At 71.8% G+C, this 23,331-nt stretch carries 24 protein-coding genes; 17 read left to right on the top strand and 7 right to left on the bottom strand.

Features of this window, described 5'->3' with window-relative positions; translation table 11 throughout:
• Positions 1-73: 73 nt before the first annotated feature.
• From P3T35_RS16900 to P3T35_RS16890, 3 genes are all read right to left on the bottom strand, one after another.
• Complete coding sequence (locus P3T35_RS16900) at positions 74-1,183, bottom strand: trypsin-like peptidase domain-containing protein (RefSeq protein WP_101381712.1); 1,110 nt, start codon at positions 1,181-1,183, stop codon at positions 74-76.
• Positions 1,184-1,272: 89 nt separating this feature from the next.
• A complete protein-coding gene (locus P3T35_RS16895) occupies positions 1,273-2,346 on the bottom strand; it encodes a LacI family DNA-binding transcriptional regulator (RefSeq protein WP_101381713.1) in 1,074 nt (357 codons plus the stop codon).
• 74 nt (positions 2,347-2,420) lie between these two features.
• Complete coding sequence (locus tag P3T35_RS16890) at positions 2,421-3,203, bottom strand: response regulator transcription factor (RefSeq protein ID WP_101381714.1); 783 nt, start codon at positions 3,201-3,203, stop codon at positions 2,421-2,423.
• 378 nt (positions 3,204-3,581) lie between these two features.
• On the opposite strand from P3T35_RS16890, the gene P3T35_RS16885 reads away from it, so the two are divergent.
• The 5 genes from P3T35_RS16885 (at position 3,582) to P3T35_RS16865 (ending at position 6,684) form a co-directional block, all read left to right on the top strand.
• On the top strand, positions 3,582-3,893 hold the full coding sequence (locus tag P3T35_RS16885; RefSeq protein ID WP_101381715.1) for a MoaD/ThiS family protein: 312 nt from the start codon (positions 3,582-3,584) through the stop codon (positions 3,891-3,893).
• Positions 3,894-4,011: 118 nt separating this feature from the next.
• Positions 4,012-4,707, top strand: coding sequence for a DUF2993 domain-containing protein (locus P3T35_RS16880; RefSeq protein ID WP_101381716.1), 696 nt, complete (start codon positions 4,012-4,014; stop codon positions 4,705-4,707).
• Between the two features lie 427 nt (positions 4,708-5,134).
• Positions 5,135-5,977 carry a sulfurtransferase gene (locus P3T35_RS16875; RefSeq protein WP_101381717.1) on the top strand — a complete coding sequence of 281 codons (843 nt, stop codon included), beginning with the start codon at positions 5,135-5,137 and terminating at the stop codon, positions 5,975-5,977.
• Between the two features lie 36 nt (positions 5,978-6,013).
• Positions 6,014-6,304, top strand: coding sequence for a DUF1416 domain-containing protein (locus P3T35_RS16870; protein WP_101381718.1), 291 nt, complete (start codon positions 6,014-6,016; stop codon positions 6,302-6,304).
• A gap of 119 nt (positions 6,305-6,423) precedes the next feature.
• On the top strand, positions 6,424-6,684 hold the full coding sequence (locus P3T35_RS16865; RefSeq protein WP_280706556.1) for a hypothetical protein: 261 nt from the start codon (positions 6,424-6,426) through the stop codon (positions 6,682-6,684).
• Here P3T35_RS16865 and P3T35_RS16860 read toward each other — a convergent pair.
• Positions 6,678-7,040, bottom strand: coding sequence for a DsrE family protein (locus tag P3T35_RS16860; protein WP_101381720.1), 363 nt, complete (start codon positions 7,038-7,040; stop codon positions 6,678-6,680). The two genes, P3T35_RS16865 and P3T35_RS16860, sit on opposite strands and share 7 nt — an antisense overlap.
• 273 nt (positions 7,041-7,313) lie before the next feature.
• Between P3T35_RS16860 and P3T35_RS16855 the strand changes: the two genes are divergently transcribed.
• Genes P3T35_RS16855 through P3T35_RS16845 form a run of 3 tightly spaced genes read left to right on the top strand, consistent with a single transcriptional unit; the run spans position 7,314 to position 9,375 of the window.
• Positions 7,314-7,898, top strand: a complete 585-nt coding sequence (locus P3T35_RS16855; protein ID WP_101381721.1) for an FABP family protein — start codon at positions 7,314-7,316, stop codon at positions 7,896-7,898.
• 60 nt (positions 7,899-7,958) lie between these two features.
• Positions 7,959-8,402, top strand: a complete 444-nt coding sequence (locus P3T35_RS16850) for a Fur family transcriptional regulator (RefSeq protein WP_101381722.1) — start codon at positions 7,959-7,961, stop codon at positions 8,400-8,402.
• 10 nt (positions 8,403-8,412) lie between these two features.
• The gene (locus P3T35_RS16845) at positions 8,413-9,375 is read left to right on the top strand and encodes a glycine cleavage T C-terminal barrel domain-containing protein (RefSeq protein WP_101381723.1); all 963 of its coding nucleotides are present in this window, start codon (positions 8,413-8,415) and stop codon (positions 9,373-9,375) included.
• Positions 9,376-9,388: 13 nt separating this feature from the next.
• Here P3T35_RS16845 and dtd read toward each other — a convergent pair whose 3' ends face one another.
• Entirely contained in the window at positions 9,389-9,850 is a 462-nt protein-coding gene (gene dtd / locus P3T35_RS16840) for a D-aminoacyl-tRNA deacylase (protein WP_101385191.1), read from the bottom strand.
• Positions 9,851-10,163: 313 nt separating this feature from the next.
• Here dtd and P3T35_RS16835 point away from each other — a divergent pair, with 313 nt between their 5' ends.
• The gene (locus P3T35_RS16835; RefSeq protein WP_101381724.1) at positions 10,164-10,667 is read left to right on the top strand and encodes an ABC transporter substrate-binding protein; all 504 of its coding nucleotides are present in this window, start codon (positions 10,164-10,166) and stop codon (positions 10,665-10,667) included.
• Positions 10,668-10,739: 72 nt separating this feature from the next.
• On the opposite strand, the gene P3T35_RS16830 is transcribed toward P3T35_RS16835, so the two are convergent.
• Positions 10,740-11,228 carry an inorganic diphosphatase gene (locus tag P3T35_RS16830; RefSeq protein WP_101385192.1) on the bottom strand — a complete coding sequence of 163 codons (489 nt, stop codon included), beginning with the start codon at positions 11,226-11,228 and terminating at the stop codon, positions 10,740-10,742.
• A gap of 76 nt (positions 11,229-11,304) precedes the next feature.
• Here P3T35_RS16830 and dacB point away from each other — a divergent pair, with 76 nt between their 5' ends.
• The 6 genes from dacB (at position 11,305) to folE (ending at position 18,919) form a co-directional block, all read left to right on the top strand.
• A complete protein-coding gene (gene dacB / locus P3T35_RS16825) occupies positions 11,305-12,711 on the top strand; it encodes a D-alanyl-D-alanine carboxypeptidase/D-alanyl-D-alanine-endopeptidase (protein WP_280706521.1) in 1,407 nt (468 codons plus the stop codon).
• A 59-nt stretch (positions 12,712-12,770) separates the two neighbouring features.
• The gene (locus P3T35_RS16820) at positions 12,771-13,958 is read left to right on the top strand and encodes a zinc-dependent metalloprotease (RefSeq protein WP_101381726.1); all 1,188 of its coding nucleotides are present in this window, start codon (positions 12,771-12,773) and stop codon (positions 13,956-13,958) included.
• Positions 13,959-14,114: 156 nt separating this feature from the next.
• The gene (tilS, locus tag P3T35_RS16815) at positions 14,115-15,287 is read left to right on the top strand and encodes a tRNA lysidine(34) synthetase TilS (protein ID WP_101381727.1); all 1,173 of its coding nucleotides are present in this window, start codon (positions 14,115-14,117) and stop codon (positions 15,285-15,287) included.
• Between the two features lie 41 nt (positions 15,288-15,328).
• Positions 15,329-15,883, top strand: coding sequence for a hypoxanthine phosphoribosyltransferase (gene hpt, locus P3T35_RS16810; RefSeq protein ID WP_101381728.1), 555 nt, complete (start codon positions 15,329-15,331; stop codon positions 15,881-15,883).
• A 273-nt stretch (positions 15,884-16,156) separates the two neighbouring features.
• On the top strand, positions 16,157-18,187 hold the full coding sequence (gene ftsH / locus P3T35_RS16805) for an ATP-dependent zinc metalloprotease FtsH (RefSeq protein WP_101381729.1): 2,031 nt from the start codon (positions 16,157-16,159) through the stop codon (positions 18,185-18,187).
• Positions 18,188-18,313: 126 nt separating this feature from the next.
• Entirely contained in the window at positions 18,314-18,919 is a 606-nt protein-coding gene (gene folE / locus P3T35_RS16800; RefSeq protein ID WP_101381730.1) for a GTP cyclohydrolase I FolE, read from the top strand.
• Between the two features lie 57 nt (positions 18,920-18,976).
• Here folE and P3T35_RS16795 read toward each other — a convergent pair whose 3' ends face one another.
• Positions 18,977-20,155, bottom strand: a complete 1,179-nt coding sequence (locus tag P3T35_RS16795) for an alpha/beta hydrolase-fold protein (protein WP_101381731.1) — start codon at positions 20,153-20,155, stop codon at positions 18,977-18,979.
• Positions 20,156-20,526: 371 nt separating this feature from the next.
• On the opposite strand from P3T35_RS16795, the gene P3T35_RS16790 reads away from it, so the two are divergent.
• Positions 20,527-22,374 carry a phosphatidylglycerol lysyltransferase domain-containing protein gene (locus P3T35_RS16790; protein WP_101381732.1) on the top strand — a complete coding sequence of 616 codons (1,848 nt, stop codon included), beginning with the start codon at positions 20,527-20,529 and terminating at the stop codon, positions 22,372-22,374.
• Between the two features lie 72 nt (positions 22,375-22,446).
• Positions 22,447-23,301 carry a dihydropteroate synthase gene (folP, locus tag P3T35_RS16785; protein WP_101381733.1) on the top strand — a complete coding sequence of 285 codons (855 nt, stop codon included), beginning with the start codon at positions 22,447-22,449 and terminating at the stop codon, positions 23,299-23,301.
• Positions 23,302-23,331 lie beyond the last annotated feature (30 nt).

Genomic DNA, 23,331 nt, shown 5'->3' with positions numbered 1-23,331 from the left:
CTGGGGATGGAAGGGGTGTTGCCATTGTGCGGTGCGGACCGCCCGGAACGGGACTACCGGGGGTCGGCGGGGTTCACAGCGTCTGGCCGGCCTGCATCTGGGGCAGCACCTGCTTGACGGTGTCGATCGGGATGGTGAAGCCGAGGCCGACGCTGCCGGCCTGGCCGGAGCCGGAGCCGGAGTTGCCGCTGCCGGAGTACATCGCGGAGTTGACGCCGATCACCTGGCCGGCGGCGTTGATCAGCGGGCCGCCGGAGTTGCCGGGGTTGAGCGCGGCGTCGGTCTGCAGCGCCGAGTAGTTGGCGGTGCTGGCGGTGCTGCCGCTGTTGGAGGGCTGGGTGTTGTAGCCGGGCAGGAACGGGTAGCCGAAGCCGCCGTTGCCGCGCGTGGTGGTCTCGTCGACCTGCACGGTGACCGGCCGGTTCTTGGCGCTGATGATGCCCGAGGTGACGGTGCCGGTCAGGCCGTCGGGGTTGCCGATGGCGACCACCGGGTCGCCGATCGCCAGCGCGTTGGAGCTGCCGAGGGTGGCCGGCTTGAGGCCGCTGACGCCGCTGGCGGTGATCACCGCGAGGTCGCTCGACTTGTCGGTACCGGTCACCGATCCGGTGGCCTTGGAGCCGTTGTCGAAGGCCACGGTGATCCTGCCGCCGTTGCTGACGGCGCTGGAGATCACGTGGTAGTTGGTGAGGATCTGGCCGTTGGCGGTGAGGATGATCCCGGTGCCGATGTCACTGCCGCCGCTGGTCTGCACGGTGATCTGGACGACGCTCGGCGAGACCGCGGCGGCGATCCCGGCCACGTTGGCGCTGCTGCCGCTCTTGTCGGCGACCGGGCTGACCACGGTCGGGGCGGAGGCGCTGGCGGTGGCGGCGGTGTGCCCGCTCTCGGCGACCGTGCCGCCGATCACGCCGCCGAGCACGGCCGCGACGGCGGCGACGGCAGTGGCGAGGGCGACCCGGCCGCGCTGGGAGTACCTCCCAGCCGCCAGGCTGGGGGCGAAGCCGTTGCGGCCGTGGTGCGCGGGGCCCTCGGGGCCCTCGGGGTCCGGCGCCGGCGCGGCGTCGAAGGCCGCGTAGGACGCCGAATGGTCGAAGTAGTCGAAGTGAGCGGTGGGTGCTCCGGCCGGCTTCGGCGGGAACGGGTACCCCGACTCATCTGCGGTGCTGCGGTGCTCGCTCATGCAGCACACGCTCCGCCCGGCGGATGAGAGTTCGATGAGAGTGGGGTCAGAACGGCCAGAGAAGCCCGTTGGCTTCTCATAAAGGCGCGTTACTCTGCGCCCACTCCGCTCGGCGCCGCCTCGAGGGCCGGCTCGGCGGGGCAGCCGCAGGAGCGCCGCACCACGAGGCGGGACGGGAACCGCCGCACCCGCTCGGTGCCCGAGCCGGGCACCATCAGCGAGTCGTCCAGCACCAGGTCGACGGCGGCCCGGGCCATCGCCTCGCCCTCGCTGGCCACCGTGGTCAGCGGCGGGTCGGCCAGCGCGGCCTCGGGGATGTCGTCGAAACCGGCCACCGCGAGGTCCTCCGGCACCCGCAGGTTCAGCTCGCGGGCCGCCCGCAGCACGCCAATGGCCTGGTCGTCGGTGGAGCAGAAGATCGCCGGCGGCCGCTGGGGGGAGCTCAGCAGCTTCAGCGCGACCTGGTAGGCGCCGTAGCGGTGGAACGGGGCCTCCACCAGGTGGCCGTTGCTGTCCTGGCCGGTCGTGGCCATGGCCCGCTGCCAGCCCGCGATGTGGTCGATGACCGGGTCGCCGGGCACCGGGGTGTCCACCGGGCCGCCGAAGCAGGCCACGTACGGGTGTCCGTGCACCTCCAGCAGGTGGCGGACCACCAACTCGGCGCCGCCGATGTCGTCGGTGACCACCGAGACGTCGTCGGCGGCTTCGGGGCGGCGGTGCAGCAGCACCACCTTGGCGCCCTCCATCGCGGCGAACTCCTTGGCGGACCGCGGTGGCGCACCCTGGCTGACCAGGATCAGACCGGAGACCCGCATGCCCAGGAAGGCCTGGATGTAGTGCATCTCGCGGTCTTCGAGGTAATCGGAGTTGCCGATCAGCACCAGCTTGCCGCGGTCCGAGGCGGCGCGTTCCACGGCGTGCGCCATCTCGGCGAAGAACGGCTGCCGGGCGTCCGGCACGATCATGCCGATCAGATTGGTGCGCCGGGAGGCCATCGCCTGCGCGACGCTGTTCGGCCGGTAGCCGAGTTGCTCGATCGCGGCGAGCACCCGCTCCTTGGTGGCGGGCGCCACCGGGCGGGGTCCATCGTTGATCACGTAGCTGACGACCGCGGTCGAGGTCCCAGCCAGTCGGGCTACGTCGTCGCGCGTCACCTTGGCCACGCAGGGAGTCTACGCGTGTATGTCCAGCCCGCCAGTGCCCGGGCCCGGTACCATCCCGGGCCCGGAGCGGGGGATCAGCCCTCGACGGCGCTGCGGACCGGCTGCTCGGCCTCGGCGAGGGCGTCGCCGTCGCCGGCCGGCAGGGCCTCGCTGTCGGCGGCCGACCGGTCGTTCTTGTCGCCCTGGTTGGGCACCACGAATCGATAGCCGACGTTGCGCACGGTGCCGATCAGTTGCTCGTGCTCGACGCCGAGCTTGGCCCGCAGCCGCCGCACGTGCACGTCGACGGTCCGGGTGCCGCCGAAGTAGTCGTAGCCCCAGACCTCCTGCAGCAGCTGGGCGCGGGTGAAGACCCGGCCGGGGTGCTGGGCGAGGTACTTCAGCAGCTCGAACTCCTTGAACGTGAGGTCGAGCACCCGGCCCTTGAGCTTGGCCGAGTAGGTGGCCTCGTCCACTGAGAGGTCGCCGTTGCGGATCTCCATCGGGCTGTCGTCCACCGCGGCCTGCGCCTTGCGGCCGATCGCCAGCCGCAGCCGGGCCTCCACCTCGGCCGGGCCCGCGGTGTCCAGCAGCACGTCGTCGACGCCCCACTCGGCGGTGACGGCGGCCAGGCCGCCCTCGGTGACCACCAGCAGCAGCGGGGCGCTCACCCCGGTGGAGCGGAGCAGCTGGCAGAGCGAGCGGATCTGCGGGAGGTCGCGGCGGCCGTCGACCAGTATGACGTCGGCACTCGGGGTGTCGACCAGGGCGGAGCCCTCGGCCGGGGCGACCCGGACCTGGTGCAGCAGCAGGCCGAGGGCCGGCAGTACCTCGGCGGAGGGCTGCAGCGCGTTGGTGAGGAGGAGGAGAGAACTCATACCCGGGGTGTCCCCTTTGCTTCTCCGTGGCCTGCCGGGACTGCGCAGGCTGCTCGTGGTGCGGCTGGTGGGGCACACATCGTCGTGCGACAGCCGACACGGGTGGGTTACCACTCGCAAGGACGTCCGGATGGGTGTCCTGAAAGCACAAAAGGACCCGAGGGCGACATTGCCCGGATCCCTTGCGTACCAGAGAGAATAGCCCAACAGGGGCCGCCGACGCAGGGGCGGAGCAGCGTGACGAAGATCGCGTCGCGCCGCGTGCGCCCCGGTGCGACCGGGCTGGCCTGGGGCGTTCCCGGTGCGGGCGGGGCCGGGTCATCATGGAGCACGGCACGCCGGATCCGTATTCGTCCATCTTGCAGAAGGGGCCGCACGATGTCCGCGACCACCGAACCCTCCGCCGGCCTCCCGGATGCGCCGATAGCGGAGGTGACCGGGACGATCCGCTACTGGGCGGCCGCCAAGGCCGAGGCGGGCATCGCCGAGGAGCCCTACCGGGCGGCCACGCTGGCCGAGGCGCTGGCGCAGGTGCGGCAGCGGCACGCCGACCGGCCGGGCTTCGTCCGGCTGCTGGACATCTGCTCCTACCTGGTGGACAGCGAGCCGGTGGGCGGCCGGGACCGCGCCGAGGTGCGGCTGGCCGAGGGTGGCACCGTGGAGGTGCTGCCGCCGTTCGCCGGCGGGTGACCCCGCCGGGCCCGGCGGTCGGGCCGACCGGAACCATGGTCACCGGTTGATCGTCGTACCGGCGACGGCAGGGCCGCCGGGGAAGCGCCGGTGGCCGTCAACGGGGAGAGGGAAGTCGATGCGGACCTGGATCAAGGTGACCGTCCCGGTCGTGGTGCTCGCCGGCCTGCTGGTGGGCGCGGACCGGGTGGCCGTGAACGTGGCGGAGAGCCAGGCGGCCGACAAGCTGGCCGGCCACCAGGGCATATCGGGGCGTCCCACGGTCTCCATCGACGACATGCCGTTCCTGACCGACCTGATCGACCAGAAGCTCGGCAAGGTCTCGCTGTCGGCCGCCAACATGACGCTGACCGGCAACGGCGGGCAGAGCGTCCAGCTGCACGACTTCCGGGCCGATCTGAGCGGGGTCAAGGTGAACTCCGGCTACACCTCGGCGACGGTGGACTCCGGGAGCGGCCACGGCCTGATCGGCTACCAGGAGGTGCACGACCTGATGGGCCTGGACTCGCGGATCTCGCTCGGCTACGGCGGCCCCGGGCTGGTCAAGGTGGGCTACGAGATGCTCGGCCAGAAGCTGTCCGCCACGGTGACGCTGCAGAACAACGGCAACACGATCCTGGTCGGCAGCGTCGGCAACATGCCGCCCGGCCTCGCCGCCATGCCCGGCGTGGGCGGGATGATCCAGCGGGACCTCGGCGCCAAGAGCTTCACCCTGCAGGGGCTGCCGGTGGGGCTGCACCTGGACAGCGTGACCCCGCAGCCGGGCGGCATCGAACTCTCCTTCGCGGGCACCGGCGTCACGCTGACCAGCTGAGCCCGACCGGCCGAGCACGGCCGTGACGGGGTCAAATCCCAGCATTCGACATATTTCATCTCACTATTCGACATGTTGGTGACAGGGACGGGATCGGCTCCCTAGCATCGTGCCCATGAAGCGACGGGCGAATCTCACCAAGCGGCGGGCGGTAGACCTCTGCCGCGTGGCTGCCTGCCTCTGTCGAATGCGCTGATCGGCGGCCTGCCCAGGCAGGCTCCAAGCGCCACCCACCTGCTGCCGCGGCCGGATCGGGCATGTTGCAAGCCCGCGGCCGCACCTCCCGCGTACTGCCCGACGGCACCTCGTACCCCGTTCACTATCCCACTATCCGGACAGAAAATCGGACAAGTGGACTCATGGGGCCGATCGACCGCCGTCCGGGCCATCACCTTCCGCCAACCGCCCCCGGATGGAGACAGAAGACATGAGCCGCAGTGACGTCCTGGTCGACGCCGACTGGGTCCAGGCCCACCTGGACGACCCGAAGGTCGTCATCGTCGAGGTGGACGAGGACACCGCCGCGTACGACAAGAACCACATCAAGAACGCCGTCCGGATCGACTGGAAGAAGGACCTCCAGGACCCGGTCCGCCGCGACTTCATCGACCAGGCCGGCTTCGAGGCGCTGCTGAGCGCCAAGGGCATCGCCAACGACGACACCGTGGTGCTCTACGGCGGCAACAACAACTGGTTCGCCTCCTACGCCTTCTGGTACTTCAAGCTCTACGGCCACCAGGACGTGCGCCTGCTCGACGGCGGCCGCAAGAAGTGGGAGCTGGACTCCCGCGACCTGGTCGACGGCGCCGAGGTCCCGAACCGCCCGGCCACCGACTACCGGGCCCAGGCCCAGAACACCGCCCTGCGCGCCTTCCGCGACGACGTGGTGAAGGCCATCGGCACCAAGAACCTGGTCGACGTCCGCTCGCCCGACGAGTTCTCCGGCCGCTTGCTGGCCCCGGCCCACCTGCCGCAGGAGCAGTCGCAGCGCCCGGGCCACGTGCCGAGCGCCCGCAACATCCCGTGGTCGAAGAACGCCAACGACGACGGCACCTTCAAGTCGGACGAGGAACTGCGCGCCCTCTACGCCGCCGAGGGCGTCGACCTGTCCAAGGACACCATCGCCTACTGCCGGATCGGCGAGCGCTCCGCGCTCACCTGGTTCGTGCTGCACCAGCTGCTGGGCCAGGAGAACGTCAAGAACTACGACGGCTCCTGGACCGAGTACGGCAGCCTGGTCGGCGTGCCGATCGAGCTCGGCGCCAACTGAGCACCGCGCGCGGCTTCACGAGCAAGGAGAAGAGACATGTGTGGTGCGAAGGCCGGCGGGCCCGACCTGGCAGGAGTTGACGTGGCGAACGAGACGATCATCCAGGGTTCGGTGACCCGCGACGGCGAGCCGGTCAACGGCTACGTCCGGCTGCTCGACGCGAGCGGCGAGTTCACCGCCGAGGTGCCGACCTCGGCGACCGGCCAGTTCCGCTTCTTCGCGGCCGAGGGCCAGTGGACCGTGCGCGCGCTGGTGCCGGGCGCGACCGTGGACCGCAAGGTGGTCGCGTCCAAGGGCGCGCTGACCGAGGTCCCGATCGCGGTCTGAGCGGCGATCCGCCGGAACCGAGCGACGAGCCCCTGCCCTGGCGGGGGCTCGTCGCTTTACCGTCAACGCTCTACCGTGAAGGTGTGCAGCAGCGCAACCGGCACCGCTACTACTTCGTGATGATGGGCGTCTGCCTCGGGCTCTTCGTCCTGGCCTGGGGAGTCGTGCGGTTCTTCTCGGTCGGCGCGGCGATCGGCATGTGCGTGGTGGCCATGGTGATCCCGCCGCTGGCGGCCGTCTTCGCCAACCGGCGCGACCCCGAGGACGACTGGTGGGAGGACCCACGCTGGGACGACCCGGACTGGGACAAGCCGGGCCACGACCGCGACCGTCCCGACCACGAGCCCAGGGAGCCCCGGGAGCCGCGCGACCGTCAGTAGACCAGCGCCTGCACCCCGTCGCCCATGATCTCGCTGACGAAGACCTGGGCGCCCGCGATCCGGACACCGGCCACCACGTCGGCCTGCTCGATACCCCGGCGGGCCGCGCACTGGGTGCACAGCGTGACCGTGCCCGCCGCCAGGATCCCCTCCAGCAGCTCCGGCAGCGGCGCGGCATGCGGAAGCTCGAACTCGGCCGCCCGGCCGGGCAGCGCGAACCAGGACGACTCCCCGGTGAGCCAGAGCGAGACCTCGACCCCGCTGGCGACCGCGACGGCCGCGACGGTGAACGCCTGGGAGCAGCGCTCGGGCGCATCGGCTCCGGCGGTGACCTTGATGACCAGCTTCTTCGACACGCGGTCAGCCTAGACCGGTTGTGGTGGCCCTCACCGCGTCACCCCGGTGCCCGACCGATAGACTCGCGCCGTCACCGTCCGTCCGTAGTTGAGCCGAACCGGGAGCGCCCCATGAGTGGCCTTGAGATCTTCTTCGATGTTCTGCTGGCCGTCATGTCCATCGTGATCGTCTGGTTCGCCGCCTTCTCGGTGATGAAGCTGTACCAGGGCCAGCGCTGATCCCTCCCGGTACCGTAGGGGTTGTCCGCTCCATCCCCGACCGCCCTCAGGACCATGATCGAGATCCCTTCTGACCTCCACCCGGACGTCGTTTCGCTGGCCTTCCTCCTCGGCACCTGGGAGGGCGCGGGCGTCCATGACTTCCCCGGCTCGGAGAAGTGCAACTTCGGCCAGGAGATCGTGTTCCGGCACGACGGCCGGCCGTTCCTGGAGTTCCGCTCCCGCACCTGGGTGCTGAACGCCGAGGGCGACAAGGTCCGCCCGCTGGAGAACGAGCACGGCTTCTGGCGCGTCACCACCAACCAGCGCGGCACCAGCGGCGAGCGCGAGGTGGAGCTCTCGCTGGTCCGCGACGACGGCACCGTGGAGATCTGGTACGGCAAGCTGGCCGACGGCAAGCCCCAGATCGAGCTGGCCACCGACGCCGTGGCCCGGGTCGAGGGCTCGGCCCCGTACAGCGGCGGCAAGCGGCTCTACGGCTTCGTCGAGGAGCAGCTGCTCTGGGTCGGCGAGAAGCAGGCGCCCGAGGTGCCGCTGCGCCCGTACATGTCCGCCCAGCTCAAGAAGGTGCTCAACCCGGCCCAGCTGGTCAAGGACGTCAACGACCTGCCGGACGACGGGATCGCCTTCTTCCGCTGAGCGGCTGGGCACCCACCGATCGCCACCGATCCCCACCGAGCGAGGGACGGCATCAACGCAGTGAACGACGGTACGACCGACTGGAAGGCCGATCTGCGCGAGCGCGGCTACCGCCTCACCCCGCAGCGCCAGCTGGTGCTGGAGGCGGTGGACGTGCTCGACCACGCCACCCCGGAGGAGATCCTCTCCCAGGTCCGGCGGACCGCCAGTGGGGTGAACATCTCCACGGTCTACCGCAACCTGGAGCTGCTGGAGGAGCTCGGGCTGGTCTCGCACGCCCACCTGGGCCACGGCGCGCCGACCTACCACCTGGCCGGCCGCCACCACCACCTGCACCTGGTCTGCCGGGACTGCGGCTCGGTCATCGAGACCGACACCGCGATCGCCACCCCGCTCATCGACGCCCTGCGTGACCAGCACGGCTTCGACACCGACCTCAAGCACTTCGCGATCTTCGGCCGCTGCGCGGACTGCACGGCCAAGCTCCGGCAGGGGCAGTCGTAAGCTGGCGGGCATGAAGAGCCCGCTGCTGTCCCTGCCCGGAGCCGTCCCCGCCGAGGGGCCCGACGAGGGGGTCGCGGCGCACTACGGCGACCTCTTCCGCGAACAGCGCGAGCTGGCCGCCGGCCGCGCCTTCACCGACCTGTCGCACCGCGGCGTGGTCACCGTGACCGGCCCGGACCGGCTCAGCTGGCTGCACCTGCTGGTCACCCAGCACGTCAGTGAACTCCCGCCGCAGCAGGCCGTGGAGGCGCTGATCCTCTCCCCGCACGGGCACGTCGAGCACGCCCTCTACCTGGTCGACGACGGCACCACCACCTGGGCGCACGTCGAGCCCGGCACCCAGGGCGCGCTGATCGAGTACCTGGAGCGGATGAAGTTCATGTACCGGGTCGAGATCGCCGACGCCACCGAGAGGTTCGCGGTGGTCCACCTGCCGGCCGGCAACTCGGCCGCTGCCACGGCGGCGGCCGCCGTGCGGGAACTCCCGTGGGGCCGCGACCTGTTCCTGCCGCGCGCCGAACTCGCCGCGCTCACCGAGGAGTTCGGCAGCCCGGCGGGTGTCTGGGCGTACGAGGCGCTGCGGATCGAGGCGCACCGCCCACGGCTGGGCTTCGAGACCGACCACCGCACCATCCCGCACGAGGTGGACTGGCTGCGCACCGCCGTCCACCTCAACAAGGGCTGCTACCGCGGCCAGGAGACCGTGGCCCGGGTGCACAACCTGGGCAGGCCGCCGCGCCGCCTGGTCTTCCTGCACCTGGACGGCACCGAGGAGACCCTGCCCCCGCACGGCACCGAGCTGCGCCCGGCCGGCGACCCGGAAGGCCGCCCGGTGGGCTTCGTGACCTCCTCGGCCCGCCACTACGAGCTGGGCCCGATCGCGCTGGCCCTGGTCAAGCGGAACACCCCGGTGGACGCGGTGCTGCTGGCCGGCACCGTGCCGGGCACCCAGGACGTCGTGGTGGCGCCCTGACGGCTGCCGGGGATCAGACCTCCAGCAGCACGGTGAACGGCCCGTCGTTCACCAGCGAGACCTTCATGTCCGCGCCGAACCGGCCGGTCTCCACCTTGGCGCCGAGGGCGCGCAGCTGCTCGACCACCTCGGCCACCAGCGGCTCGGCGACCGGGCCGGGCGCCGCGGCGTTCCAGGTGGGGCGGCGGCCCTTGCGGGCGTCGCCGTAGAGGGTGAACTGGCTGATCACCAGCAGCGGCCCGTCGAAGTCCGAGCAGGACAGCTCACTCTCGCCCTCAGCCTTCGGCCGGGAGGGGCCCCCACCCTCGAAGAGGCGCAGCGACCAGAGCTTGCGGGCCAGCTGCGCGGCCTGGGCCGGGGTGTCGTCATGGGTGACGCCCACCAGTACGCACAGGCCCGGGCCGCTGATCGCCCCGACCGTCTCCCCGCCGACCGTCACGGCGGCCTCGCTCACCCGCTGCACCACTGCTCGCATGCCGGCCATTGTCCACCAGGCCGGGCCGCCGGCGGTCGCTGCCAGGTCATATCAACGACACCCGTTCGCCAGGCGGCCGTACGGGTGCATCTGCGCCGCGCGGCGGCCCGCGGGATGGCACGATCGAGGGGTGGCCGCGCCCTGGCCGCCCGGACGGCCGTTCGGACCGTTCGGAAGCCCGTGCCGGTGCGGCTAGCCCGGGCGGGTGGCATCGGCGGGGCGGGGAACCCTTGGGAACCGTCGTTCGTGCAACCCGCAGGCGGGCGGTGCACAAGGGTGGGACCGAAGGACGCGACGGCAGGTGGTTGCTTCGATGGACACGACTCAGCTGGCCGCTCTCGGCCTCGCCGAACTGCGCATGCTGCGCACCGACGCGCTGGAGCAGGAGGCCGATCTGTCCTACCTGCGGCGGCTGTTGCAGGGGCGGGTGGACATCCTGCGGGCCGAGCTGGACCGCCGCACCCTGGCCCGGCAGCCGGCCCCGGCGGCCGAGACGCTGCTGCACCGGCTGCCGCAGATCCTCGCGGACGCCCCCTCGCCCGTGCGCCAGTCGGCCCGGCACGTCACCCTGGGCACCCCGCGCGGTGAGCAGTACCAGGAGCAGGCGGACGCCCTGATGGGGGACGTGCAGCTGGCCGACCTGGCCGCGCACGCCAGCGCCGAGCTGCTGGCCGCGCTGGACCGGCTGACCGCCAGCGAGCGGGAGATCTCCGGGCGCCGCTCCGAGCTGCAGCGCACCGCCGACTGGTGCAGCGCCGAGATCACCCGCCGGTACCGGGAGGGCGAGGCCCGGGTCGAGGACCTGCTGGTCGACTGAGACCCGCCCGGCGGAACGACGGCGGGGCCGGCCGGGCGCTCGGTCAGCACCCCGCCGGCCCCGCCCAGGGGATCAGTGGCCCTGCTCGGCCAGGCGCTTGATCGACGCGGTGATCTCGGTCTCCGCCTCCAGGCGGCCGACCCACTCGGCGCCCTCGACCGACTTGCCCGGCTCCAGGTCCTTGTAGACCTCGAAGAAGTGCTGGATCTCCAGGCGGTCGAACTCGGAGACGTGGTGGATGTCCCGCAGGTGCTCCCAGCGCGGGTCGGTGGCCGGGACGCAGAGCAGCTTGTCGTCGCCGCCCGCCTCGTCGGTCATCTTGAACATGCCGATGGCGCGGCACTTGATCAGGCAGCCGGGGAAGGTCGGCTCGTCCAGAATGACCAGGGCGTCCAGCGGGTCGCCGTCCTCGCCGAGAGTGCCCTCGACGAAGCCGTAGTCGGCCGGGTAACGGGTCGAGGTGAAGAGCATCCGGTCCAGGCGAAGACGACCGGTCTCATGGTCGACCTCGTACTTGTTGCGGGAGCCCTTCGGGATCTCAATGGTGACGTCGAACTCCAACGGTGCCTCCAAGGTAGGGACTGACAGAATCCCAGTGTCTCCTACAGCGGGGGGTGCTGTGGAAAGGGGTTGGGCTGTGGCAGGGACATACCGGGGCAGGACGGCGGCGCTGCTCGCGGCGCTGGCCGGGTTCGCGGTGCTGGCCGGCGGCGGACCGGCGCATCCGGCCGTGCCCACCGAGCGCGGCGGCCCGGCCGTCGGCGCATCGCCCGCCGCGCCCGTGGTGCTGCAGCCGGCGGTACAGCAGGGCACGGACGGCGCGCCGACCACCGCGGGGGTGCAGGCCGCGCTCGGCACCCTCACCACCGACAGGGCGCTGGCCGAGCTGAGCTTCGCGATCGTCGACGCCGGCACCGGCAAGCTGCTGCTGGGCGGGAACGAGACCGCCCCGGCCACCCCGGCCTCCACCACCAAGGTGGCCACCTCGGTGGCCGCGCTCAGCCTGCTGCCGCAGCAGACCCGGCTGACCACCAAGGTGGTCAAGGGCACCGCCCCGGACGAGATCGTGCTGGTCGGCGGCGGCGACCCGACGCTGACCGGTCTGAACCGGGACCAGATCAGGATCGGCGGCGCCCCGGTCGACACCGACTCGGCCCCGGCCTCGATGCCCGAGCTGGCCCGGCAGACCGCCGCCGCGCTCAGGGCGGCCGGCCTGACCACCGTTCACCTCGGCTACGACACCTCGCTCTTCACCGGCTCGCCGTTCCACCCGTTCAACGACGGCACCGACCTCGGCCCGATGACGGCGCTGATGGTCGACGAGGGCCGGATCACCGCCACCGACGACGTCGACGCCCCGGGGCGGGTGGAGGACCCGACCGGGCAGGCGGTCGCCGAGTTCACCGCGCTGCTCGCCGCCCAGGGCGTGAAGGTGGCCGACAAGCCCAAGGAGGAGCAGGCCCAGACCGGCGCCACGGTGCTCGGCCAGGTGCAGTCGCCGACCGTCGTCCGGCTGATCGAGCGGGCCCTGACCAACTCCGACAACACGCTGGCCGAGGCGATCGGCCGGCAGGTGGCGCTGGCCTCGCACCAGCCGGCCAGCTACGAGGGGGCCGGTGCCGCGACCCTGGCCGAGCTGACCAAGCTGGGCCTGCCGACCCAGGGCGTGCAGCTGTTCGACGGCAGTGGCATGAACTCCAGGAACACCCTCCCGGCGGCGGCGCTGGCCGATCTGGTGGCGCTGGCCGCCTCGCCGGACCACCCGCGGCTGCGCCCGGCGCTCACCGGCATGCCGATCGCCGGCTTCACCGGCACCCTGCGCATGCGCTACACCGCCGACCAGGGCACCGCCGACGGCGCCGGCATCGTGCGGGCCAAGACCGGCTCGCTGTCCGGCGTGAGCACCCTGGCCGGCACCGTGGTGGACGCGGACGGACGGGTGCTGGCCTTCGCGCTGATGTCCAAGGGCGCCGACGACGCGGGCGCCGCCCACACCGCGATGGACCGGATCGTCGTCAAGCTCGCCGCCTGCGGCTGCCACTGAATCCGTCGGAATGCTTCCCGGCGCTGCCGCCACGGCGGTGCAGCACGTACCGTGAGGGCATGACGAGCGCGAGCGGCGGTGCGGACATGGTCGACTGGAATCTCGCGGTCGCGACCGCGACCCGGCTGGCCCGCCCGGGCCCGGTGGTCACCCGGGCGGAGGCCGCCGCGGTGGTGGCCGAGCTGCGCGGGCACGCCCGGACCGCCGAGGGCGCGGTGCGCGAGTACACCCGGATGCGCCCCGAGCGGCTCGGCAGCCGGGGCGCGGCCCAGGTGCTGGTGGTGGACCGCCCCGGCTGGGTGCGGGCGAACGTTGCCGGTTTCCGGGCCGTGATCGGCCCGCTGACCCGCAGGCTGGCGGCCCGCCGGGCCGAGACCCCGGGCGGCGCGGTGCTCGGCGCGGTCGGCGAGAAGGTCACCGCCGTGGAACTGGGCGCGGTGCTGGCGCTGCTCTCCGGCAAGGTGCTGGGCCAGTACGAGACCTTCGCCGACGCGGAGCCCCCGGTGGTCGCCCCGGACAGTCCGGCCGGCCTGTTCGACCGGCCCCGGACCGGCAGCCCGGAGCCGATCGGCGCGGCGCCGGGCCGGCTGCTGCTGGTGGCGCCGAACATCGTCCAGGTGGAGCGGGAGCTGGACGTCGACCCGCACGACTTCCGGCTCTGGGTGTGCCTGCACGAGGAGACCCACCGCACCCAGTTCGGCGCGGTGCCCTGGCTGCGCGACCACGTGCAGTCCGAGGTGCAGTCGTTCCTCGCCGAGACGGATGTCGAGCCGGTCGCGCTGCTGGAGCGGCTGCGCGAGGCGCTGGCCCCGGGGGAGCGGCCGGCCAGTGGCGCGGGCGGCCTGCTGGAGGTGGTGCAGACGCCCCGGCAGCGGGAGATCCTGGCCCGGCTGACCGCGGTGATGTCGCTGCTGGAGGGGCACGCCGACGTGGTGATGGACGGCGTCGGGCCGTCCGTGGTGCCCAGCGTCGGGGAGATCCGGGAGAAGTTCCAGCGCCGCCGGGACCGCGGCGCCGGACGGCTGGACCTGATGCTGCGCAAGCTGCTCGGGATGGACGCCAAGCTGCGCCAGTACCAGGACGGCGCGGTCTTCGTGCGCGGGGTGCTGGACCGGATCGGGATGGACGGCTTCAACCGGGTGTGGACCTCCCCGAACACCCTGCCGACCAGGGAGGAGATCCAGAACCCGGCGGCCTGGGTGGCCCGGGTCGGACGCCAGTCCCAACCGAAGCCCCCGGACGAGTGAAGCGGCCTGGCGCCGATACGTTTCTTCATTCACCCGTCCGTGGGACCGTGGTCGTACCGGTGGCGCGGGGGGCTCGGGCGTGCCTTCCGTTCTGCGACGATCTGTGAGCACTCGGTCACAATCCGACCGGTCCCTCCGTCCGAGGAGCTGCTTCCCATGGCCCCACACCCCGCGGTCGCGGCGATACGCCTGGCCGTCCGCCGCGCCCTGGCGGACCTGGCGGCCGAGGCCGTCGCGTCCGGCGCCCCCGCCCCCATCCCCGCCGTGAACAGGCAGACCGCCCATAGCCGGTTGCCCGCCACCGTGCCGCCCACCGCCCCCGCCGCCGGCAGTCCCGCCACCGTGCTGATCGGCAACGCCCGCCGCCACCCCTCCGGGCTGCCGCGCACCCCCGCCGCCCCCGACGCACCGCTGGTGCTGGTCGCCGTCAGCGGCGGAGCCGACTCCATGGCACTCGCCAGCGCCACCGCCTTCGAGGCCCCCAAGCTCGGCCTGCGGGTCGGCGCGGTCACCGTCGACCACGGTCTGCAGGACGGCAGCGCCGACCGCGCCCGGCAGGTCGCCGAGCGGCTGCGCGCCTTCGGCCTCGACCCCGTGGAGGCGGTCACCGTGCAGGTTGGCCGGCACGGCGGGCCCGAGAACGCCGCCCGGGAGGCCCGGTACGCCGCGCTGGACGCCGCCGCCGAGCGCCACCGGGCCCTGGCCGTCTTCCTCGGCCACACCAGGGACGACCAGGCCGAGACCGTGCTGCTGGGCCTGGCCCGCGGCTCCGGCGCCCGCTCGCTGGCCGGCATGCCGGGCCGCAAGGGCCACTACCGGCGCCCGCTGCTGGACGTGGACCGGGCCGCCACCCGGCAGGCCTGCGCCGCCCAGTCCATCCCGGTCTGGGAGGACCCGCACAACCTGGACCCGGCCTACACCCGCGCCCGGGTGCGCCACGAGGTCCTCCCGGTGCTGGAGAAGCACCTCGGCGCCGGGGTGGTGGAGGCGCTGGCCCGCACCGCCCGGCTGTTCCGGGACGACGCCGACGCGCTGGACCAGTGGGCCGAGCGTGCCGAGCAGGACCTCTACCGCCGTGACCCGCACGACGGCCGGGGCTCACTCTCCGTGGCCGAGCTGGGTCTGCTGCCGGCCGCGGTGCGCCGCCGGGTGCTGCGCCGGGTGGCGCTGCGCACCGGCTCCCCGGCCGGCGACCTGTTCGCCCGGCACCTGGAAACCGTGGACTCGCTGGTCACCGGCTGGCGCGGTCAGGGGCCGCTGCAGCTACCCGGGGGAGTCGAGGTCACCCGCCGGTGTGGCAACCTGGTGTTTCGGCGGCGGACCGACTGACCGCCGGCACAGGACCACGAACCCTTGAGGACGTACTCCCGGTGGACGCAAAGGACATGGGCGCCGATCTGGCAAAGGTGCTCATCAGCAAGGACGAGATCGATGCGAAGCTGGCCGAGCTGGCCGAGCGGATCGACCGGGATTACGAGGGGAAGGACCTGCTGATCGTCGGTGTCCTGAAGGGCGCCGTCATGGTGATGGCGGACCTGGCCCGGACGCTGCACTCCAAGGTCACCATGGACTGGATGGCGGTCTCCTCGTACGGCATGGGCACCAAGTCGTCCGGCGTGGTGCGGATCCTCAAGGACCTGGACACCGACATCGCCGGCCGCGACGTGCTGATCGTCGAGGACATCATCGACTCCGGTCTGACGCTGTCCTGGCTGCTTGGCAACCTGGGCTCGCGCGGGCCGGCCTCGCTCGAGGTCTGCACCCTGCTGCGCAAGCCGGACGCGGCCAAGGTGGAGATCGACGTCAAGTACGTCGGCTTCGACATCCCCAACGAATTCGTGGTCGGGTACGGGCTGGACTACGCGGAGAAGCTCCGCAACCTCCCGTTCATCGGTACGCTCGCCCCACACGTCTACGGCGGCTGAGCGCCGATCGGCGCGAAAGGGAACACCTCACCGATTCCACCCGTTGGAGTCGGCGAACGGACAACTGCATAGACCGTAACGTTGCGCTCCGCCCGGAGCGGGGTGCGACTGCTGTACGGTCAAATTACCCGCTCTTCGTACTGGACTGGTCCGGCTGGACTGAATCCGGTGCCGCGCGGGGTGCGTACGCACATCATCAGGAGCGCCGACGGCCGAGTGCCGCCAGGTGCCGTTTGAGTGGCAGGAGGGACGGGGCGGCAACGCCCCGCATGGATGGACGTCAAGCGATACTTCCGCGCGCCGATCGCATGGATCCTCCTGGCAGTCGTCGCCGTCATTGTGCTGATGAACGTCGTTTCGGACTCGAACGGCTACAAGACGGTCGACACCGGCCAGGTGGTCCAGGCGATTAACGCTGGCAACGTCAAGCAGGCGCAGATCACCACCGGTGACTCCCAGACGATCAAGATCGAACTGAAGGACGGCACCGCGCTGCCGGCCGGCGGCAACGGCAAGGTCCCGTCGGGCACCAAGTTCCAGGCCTCGTACATCGGCGACCAGGGCAAGGACATCGCCGAGAAGATGTCCGACAACGCCTCGCTGATGCCCCCGCAGGGCTACACCATCAGCCCCGAGAAGCAGTCCACCTTCGTCAGCCTGCTGGTCTCGATGCTGCCGATCGTGGTCATCGTGCTGATCTTCCTGTTCCTGATGAACCAGATGCAGGGTGGCGGCTCTCGGGTCATGCAGTTCGGCAAGTCCAAGGCCAAGCTGCTCACCAAGGACACCCCGAAGACCACCTTCTCCGACGTGGCCGGTGCCGACGAGGCGGTCGAGGAGCTCCAGGAGATCAAGGAGTTCCTGCAGGAGCCGTCGAAGTTCCAGGCGGTCGGTGCCAAGATCCCCAAGGGTGTGCTGCTCTACGGCCCGCCCGGAACCGGTAAGACCCTGCTCGCGCGTGCCGTCGCGGGCGAGGCGGGCGTGCCGTTCTACTCGATCTCCGGCTCGGACTTCGTCGAGATGTTCGTCGGTGTCGGTGCCTCCCGGGTCCGCGACCTGTTCGAGCAGGCCAAGGCGAACGCGCCGGCGATCATCTTCGTCGACGAGATCGACGCGGTCGGCCGGCACCGCGGCGCCGGCCTCGGCGGCGGCCACGACGAGCGCGAGCAGACCCTCAACCAGCTGCTGGTCGAGATGGACGGCTTCGACGTCAAGGGCGGCGTGATCCTGATCGCCGCCACCAACCGCCCGGACATCCTGGACCCGGCGCTGCTGCGCCCGGGCCGCTTCGACCGCCAGGTCGCGGTGGAGCGCCCCGACCTGCAGGGCCGCCTGGACATCCTCAAGGTGCACCAGAAGGGCAAGCCGATCGCGCCGGACGTCGACCTGTCGGCCGTCGCCAAGCGGACCCCCGGCTTCACCGGTGCCGACCTGTCCAACGTGCTGAACGAGGCGGCCCTGCTGACCGCCCGCTCGGACCGCAAGCTGATCGACAACTCCCTCCTGGACGAGGCGATCGACCGCGTGGTGGCCGGCCCGCAGAAGCGCACCCGGATCATGTCGGAGAAGGAGAAGAAGATCACCGCGTACCACGAGGGCGGTCACGCCCTGGTCGCGGCGGCTTCGCCCAACTCCGACCCGGTGCACAAGGTCACCATCCTGTCCCGCGGCCGCGCCCTGGGTTACACCATGGTGCTGCCGGAGGAGGACAAGTACTCGCAGACCCGCAACGAGATGCTCGACCGCCTCGCCTACATGATGGGCGGCCGGGCGGCCGAGGAGCTGGTCTTCCACGACCCGACCACCGGTGCGGCCGACGACATCGAGAAGGCCACCGGTACGGCCCGCGCGATGGTCACCCAGTTCGGCATGACCGAGCGGCTCGGCGCGATCAAGTTCGGCACCGACAACGCCGAGCCGTTCCTCGGCCGCGAGATGGGCCACCAGCGCGACTACTCCGAGGAGGTCGCCGGGCTGGTGGACGAAGAGGTCAAGAAGCTGATCGAGAACGCCCACAACGAGGCCTGGGAGATCCTGGTCGAGAACCGGGACGTGCTCGACAACCTGGTCCTGGAGCTCCTGGAGAAGGAGACCCTGAACAAGGAGCAGCTGGCCGAGATCTTCGCCCCGATCGTCAAGCGCCCGGCCCGTCCGGCCTGGACCGGGTCGGCCCGCCGCACCCCGTCCACCCGCCCGCCGGTGCAGTCGCCCAAGGAGCTGGCGCTCAGCAACGGTGCGGCCGGTGCCGGTCCGGTGGACATCGTCAAGCTGCCTCCGGTGACCGGCGAGACCACCGAGAACTGAGGCCGCCGGCGCCTTGCGCGCCGCAGTTGAACAGCGGAATGGATGCCGCGCCTGACGGGTTTGTACCCTTGAGGCGCGGCATCTGTGCTGTTCAGACCCTTCACCCAGCTAGTTTGCGAGGCTCGCATGATCGATCCGGTGACGCTCGACGGACAGTCCGGCATCGGCACCTTCGACCAGAAGCGGGCCGAGAACGCCGTTCGAGAGCTTCTGATCGCCGTCGGTGAGGATCCGGACCGCGAGGGTCTGCTGGACACGCCCGCCCGGGTGGCGCGCGCCTACAAGGAGATATTCGCGGGCCTGTGGCAGGAGCCGGAGGACGTGCTGACCACCACCTTCGACCTCGGCCACGACGAGATGGTGCTGGTCAAGGACATCGAGGTGTTCTCCACCTGCGAGCACCACCTGGTGCCGTTCCAGGGCGTCGCGCACGTGGGCTACATCCCGGCCGTCAGCGGCAAGATCACCGGCCTGTCCAAGCTGGCCCGGCTGGTCGACGTCTACGCCCGCCGCCCCCAGGTGCAGGAGCGCCTGACCAGCCAGGTCGCCGACTCGCTGATGCGGATCCTGGAGCCGCGCGGGGCGATCGTGGTGATCGAGTGCGAGCACATGTGCATGTCGATGCGCGGGATCCGCAAGCCCGGCGCCAAGACCCTCACCTCGGCCGTCCGCGGCCAGCTGCGCGACCCCGCCACCCGCGCCGAGGCGATGAGCCTCATCATGAGCCGCTGAGCCCTCCTGGGTCCTGGTGAGCCCCGCTGAGCGCCCCTGACCGCCGGTCAGGGGCGCTCAGCTTGCCGGCTCCCGGTCCGGTGGGGGTGCCAACCGGTCGCTGAGCCACTCCAGCGCCGCCGGCAGCTCGCGCCGCCAGGTGTCGAAGCTGTGCCCCCCGTCCGGCAGGAAGAGCGCGTCCACCCGGAGTTCCGGGTGGGCCTTGGTCACCGTCGCGGCGGTGGCCAGGAACTGCTGGGTGGCCGAGTAGTCGTCCTCGGTCCTGGTGCTGACGATCAGCAGCGAGGAGGCGGGCACCGGCAGGTGCTGCAGCCGCCACGCCAGGTCGTAGCTCTGCGCCAGCTGCTGGCTGCCGCCGAACAGGTCCCCGGTCGCCCAGTCGCCGGCCACCTGGTAGTCGGCGTGCAGGGCGGCCGCGCTGCCGTAGGAGCCGGGGTCGCGCAGCGCCAGCCGCAGCGCGCAACTCCCGCCGGTCGAGTACCCCAGCACGCCCCAGGACTGCGGCGACCGGCTCACCCGGTAGGCGGATCGCAGCGCCGCCGGCAGGTCCTTGGCGAACCAGGTCTCGGTGGCCGGGCCGCCGGGCACGTCCACACACTCGGTGTTGCGCGGGGCGGCCACCGTGGGCCGGGCCAGCACCACCACGGTGGGGGCCATCCGCCCGGTGCGCTGCAGCTCCGAGACGCGCTGCGGGGTGTGCAGCTCGGTCAGCAGGTGGAGCGCCCCGCCGGGGTAGCCGGCCAGGGCGAGCAGCACCGGGAAGCGCTGCCGGGAGTACCGGGGATTGAAGTATTCGGGTGGCAGATAGATGAACATCTGGTCGGAGAGTCCGCTGGCCTTTCCGGTCACCCGGATCGACTCCACCCGGCCGACCTGTTCCGGCGGCCCCTGCGGCAGGTCGGTCACCGTGCCGAGGCCGCCCTCGTCGGTGGGCCGCACCAGGGTGTCGCCGGACGGCGGCCCCGACCGTCCGCCGCCCGACTGGGCCAGGGTGAGCGGCCTGGTGTCGGACTGCAGCAGGTCGCCCCAAGAGGTGTAGAAGCCGTAGGAGTTGTTGAGCGTCAGTCCGGCGACCGCCAGTACCGTCAGCTGAGTGAAGATCAACAGGCCGATGCGGCCCAGGAGTTGCCATGGATGACCGCCGGCCAGCCGGGGCCAGAGCCACACGGTGGCGACGGTCGCTAGCACGGCGACGGCCGTGGCGAGGTACACCAGCGCGGTGCTGGTCAGCTGCATCCCAGACCCCCTGGCGGTCCGTCAGCATGTTGGTGGGGTACTGCTGCCCCATCATCCCCGGGTCGCTCGGGGGAGGGCCACCCGAGCCGCGGTGCCACAGGGGCAACGTGCGCGGCACCGGTTGCGGCACGGTTGAACCGCTGGTAGGCGCCCGGCTTCACCCACAGGAACCAAAGCTCTAGACTTCGGCGTCGCCACTCGCAGGGGGGCCGGCCGCGTTCCGGGGACGGGACGCCTCGGTGCAGGTGAGCCACCCATTACTCGCTCTTGATGGTCTCTTGGTCTGGATTGGGAAAAAAGGATGAAGGTCCCTCCCGGCTCACCCCTCGGGGTGATCGGCCACCCGCGCGCAGCCTCTACTCTGAACTTCCATGAGCGTTCCCGTGTCCGCTGAGTCGTCCCAGGAGCAGCCCCGCCGCAGGGGGCTGCAGACGCTGCGTACCCAAGCCGCCGCCGTACCGCGTGCTTGGCTGCCCGGTGTGGTCGGCTACGCCACCCTGCTGGTCGGTCTGGTGGACATCGCCAGCGGCGTCTTCCCGCGGCTGCGCCACACCCGGGTGCACACCTGGGCCGGCGAGCTGCCCGGCACCACCACGACCATCGCCACCGCCGGCACCCTGGTGATCGGCCTGCTGCTGGTGCTGCTGGCACACGCCCTGCGCCGCCGCAAGCGCCGGGCCTGGCGGATGGTCTGCGTGCTTCTGCCGGTCGGCGCGGCGCTGCACATCGTGCGCTGGCACCAGATCGGCCCGGCCGTGGTCTCGCTGGTGCTCACCGCGGTGATGCTGGTGCACCGCCGCGAGTTCTACGCCAAGGCGGACCCGCGCACCCGCTGGCGGGCGCTGCTGAACCTCGTGGTGATGGGCGCGATCAGCCTCGGTCTGGGCTTCTTGATCGTCAACTCGCACTCGGCCCGCGAGATGGGGCACCCGAGCCTGATGGCCCGGATCCGGGAGACGGTCTGGGGGCTGTTCGGCCTGGACGGCCCGGTCCGCTACCACCCGGACCGGGTCGGCGACCTGGTCGGCTACTCGCTGGCCGGCCTCGGCCTGCTGACCGCCTTCTCCACCGCCTACCTGCTGCTGCGCCCGGGCAAGCCGGAGCCGGAGCTCACCGCCGACGACGAGGCCAAGGTCCGCGCCCTGCTCGACCGGCACGGCAAGCGCGACTCGCTGGGCTACTTCGCGCTGCGCCGGGACAAGAGCGTGCTGTTCTCGCCGACCGGCAAGGCGGCGATCTCCTACCGGGTGGTCTCCGGCGTGATGCTGGCCTCCGGCGACCCGGTGGGCGACGTCGAGGCCTGGCCCGGTGCGATCAAGACCTTCATGGCGCAGGCCCGAGAGCACGCCTGGGTGCCGGCCGTGATGGGCTGCAGCGAGACCGGCGGCGAGGTCTGGACCCGCGAGGCCCACCTGGACGCGCTGGAGCTGGGTGACGAGGCGATCGTGGACACCAGCACCTTCTCGCTGGCCGGCCGGGCGATGCGCAACGTCCGCCAGATGGTCAAGCGGATCGAGCGCAACGGCTACTCCTGCCAGGTGCGCCGGGTCGGCGACCTGAGCCTGGAGGACAAGCGGCGGATCGCCGATGCCGCCGCCCGCTGGCGGGGCACCGACACCGAACGCGGCTTCTCGATGGCGCTCGGCCGGTTCGGCGACCCCGGCGACGACGACTGCGTGGTGGTCACCGCCCACAAGGCGCCCGGCGAGGGCGAGGACCCGAACGCGGACGACCTCAAGGCCGTGCTGCACTTCGTGCCCTGGGGCGAGGACGGCATCTCGCTGGAGCTGATGCGCCGCGACCGGGCGGCCGACCCCGGCCTCAACGAGCTGCTGATCGTCGCGGCCCTGGAGGCGGTGCCGGCGATGGGCATCCGCCGGGTCTCGCTGAACTTCGCGATGTTCCGGTCGGCGCTGGCCCGCGGTGAGCGGATCGGGGCCGGGCCGGTGCTGCGGGCCTGGCGCGGGCTGCTGGTCTTCCTCTCCCGCTGGTTCCAGATCGAGTCGCTGTACAAGTTCAACGCCAAGTTCCAGCCGGAGTGGGAGCCGCGGTTCCTGGTCTACCCGAACACCCGGGACCTGCCGCGGATCGGCTTCGCGGCGATGCAGGCGGAGGCGTTCATCACCCTGGGCATGCCGCGGTTCGGCCGCAAGAAGCAGCGCCAGGGGCTGATGCCGGCGTCGGCCGAGCAGTCGGGCTCGATCGCCCCGGCCGCCTGAGCCGCACCGGGCAGACCGGAAGACCGGCAAACCGGCAAACCGGGCAGCGGGTTGCGGGCCGATAATGGGCCCATGAACAACCCGTTGCCCGGTTTGCCGGTTTTTGATCGCTGTGCCGTGATGGGGGTCGTCAATGTGACCCCCGACTCCTTCTCGGACGGCGGCCGCTGGCTGGATCCGCACAAGGCGGTGGCGCACGGCCTCGACCTGGTGGCCCGCGGTGCCGACCTGGTGGACGTGGGCGGCGAGTCGACCCGGCCGGGCTCCCAGCGGGTCACCGAGGAGGAGGAGCTGCGCCGGGTGATCCCGGTGGTGCGCGAGCTGGCCGCCGCCGGGGTGCCGGTCTCGGTGGACACCATGCGCGCCTCGGTGGCCGAGCAGTCGCTGGCAGCCGGCGCGGTGCTGGTCAACGACGTCTCCGGCGGGCTGGCCGACCCGGCGATGGCCCAGGTGGTGGCCGACAGCGGGGCTCCGTTCGTGGTGATGCACTGGCGCGGCCAGTCGGCCGACATGGAGCAGCGGGCCGTCTACGGTGACGTGGTGGCCGATGTGGTCGCCGAGCTGACCGCCCGGATGGAGGCGCTGCTCGCGGCCGGGGTCAAGGGGGAGCAGCTGATCCTGGACCCGGGGCTCGGTTTCGCGAAGACCGCCGAGCACAACTGGGCGCTGCTGGGAGGTTTGGACGCGCTGACCGCCTTGGGTCACCCGGTACTGGTGGCCGCATCGCGCAAGCGGTTCCTGGGTACGCTGCTCGCCGACCCGCAAACCGGCGAGCTGCGTCCACCCCGCCGGCGCGACGACGCGACCGCGGCGATCTCGGTGCTGTCGGCCCGAGCGGGGGCCTGGGCGGTGCGGGTGCACGACGTGGCGGGCACCGCGGATGCCGTCCGGGTGGTCGCCGCCTGGCGCGCCGCCGGGCCGAGCTGAGCAGACGGGCGGACGGAAGGTGGGTGGTGG

Origin of the sequence: Kitasatospora sp. GP30, from assembly GCF_029892145.1 — a bacterium.
Taxonomy (GTDB): Bacteria; Actinomycetota; Actinomycetes; order Streptomycetales; family Streptomycetaceae; genus Kitasatospora; species Kitasatospora acidiphila.
The sequence above is the reverse complement of the archived record's forward strand: the minus strand, read 5'-3'. Positions and strand labels throughout refer to the sequence as shown.

What these genes read in the sequence shown, in the direction of transcription:
- P3T35_RS16875 (WP_101381717.1), top strand. Translation starts at nt 5,135, where the DNA reads ATGAGCCGCAGTGACGTCCTGGTCGACGCCGACTGGGTCCAGGCCCAC.
- P3T35_RS16795 (WP_101381731.1), bottom strand. Translation starts at nt 20,155, where the DNA reads ATGCAGCTGACCAGCACCGCGCTGGTGTACCTCGCCACGGCCGTCGCC.
- P3T35_RS16855 (WP_101381721.1), top strand. Translation starts at nt 7,314, where the DNA reads ATGATCGAGATCCCTTCTGACCTCCACCCGGACGTCGTTTCGCTGGCC.
- ftsH (WP_101381729.1), top strand. Translation starts at nt 16,157, where the DNA reads ATGGACGTCAAGCGATACTTCCGCGCGCCGATCGCATGGATCCTCCTG.
- P3T35_RS16820 (WP_101381726.1), top strand. Translation starts at nt 12,771, where the DNA reads ATGACGAGCGCGAGCGGCGGTGCGGACATGGTCGACTGGAATCTCGCG.
- P3T35_RS16835 (WP_101381724.1), top strand. Translation starts at nt 10,164, where the DNA reads ATGGACACGACTCAGCTGGCCGCTCTCGGCCTCGCCGAACTGCGCATG.
- tilS (WP_101381727.1), top strand. Translation starts at nt 14,115, where the DNA reads ATGGCCCCACACCCCGCGGTCGCGGCGATACGCCTGGCCGTCCGCCGC.
- P3T35_RS16870 (WP_101381718.1), top strand. Translation starts at nt 6,014, where the DNA reads ATGTGTGGTGCGAAGGCCGGCGGGCCCGACCTGGCAGGAGTTGACGTG.
- P3T35_RS16890 (WP_101381714.1), bottom strand. Translation starts at nt 3,203, where the DNA reads ATGAGTTCTCTCCTCCTCCTCACCAACGCGCTGCAGCCCTCCGCCGAG.
- P3T35_RS16790 (WP_101381732.1), top strand. Translation starts at nt 20,527, where the DNA reads ATGAGCGTTCCCGTGTCCGCTGAGTCGTCCCAGGAGCAGCCCCGCCGC.
- P3T35_RS16865 (WP_280706556.1), top strand. Translation starts at nt 6,424, where the DNA reads ATGATGGGCGTCTGCCTCGGGCTCTTCGTCCTGGCCTGGGGAGTCGTG.
- P3T35_RS16900 (WP_101381712.1), bottom strand. Translation starts at nt 1,183, where the DNA reads ATGAGCGAGCACCGCAGCACCGCAGATGAGTCGGGGTACCCGTTCCCG.
- P3T35_RS16845 (WP_101381723.1), top strand. Translation starts at nt 8,413, where the DNA reads ATGAAGAGCCCGCTGCTGTCCCTGCCCGGAGCCGTCCCCGCCGAGGGG.
- folE (WP_101381730.1), top strand. Translation starts at nt 18,314, where the DNA reads ATGATCGATCCGGTGACGCTCGACGGACAGTCCGGCATCGGCACCTTC.
- P3T35_RS16885 (WP_101381715.1), top strand. Translation starts at nt 3,582, where the DNA reads ATGTCCGCGACCACCGAACCCTCCGCCGGCCTCCCGGATGCGCCGATA.
- P3T35_RS16880 (WP_101381716.1), top strand. Translation starts at nt 4,012, where the DNA reads ATGCGGACCTGGATCAAGGTGACCGTCCCGGTCGTGGTGCTCGCCGGC.
- dtd (WP_101385191.1), bottom strand. Translation starts at nt 9,850, where the DNA reads ATGCGAGCAGTGGTGCAGCGGGTGAGCGAGGCCGCCGTGACGGTCGGC.
- folP (WP_101381733.1), top strand. Translation starts at nt 22,447, where the DNA reads ATGAACAACCCGTTGCCCGGTTTGCCGGTTTTTGATCGCTGTGCCGTG.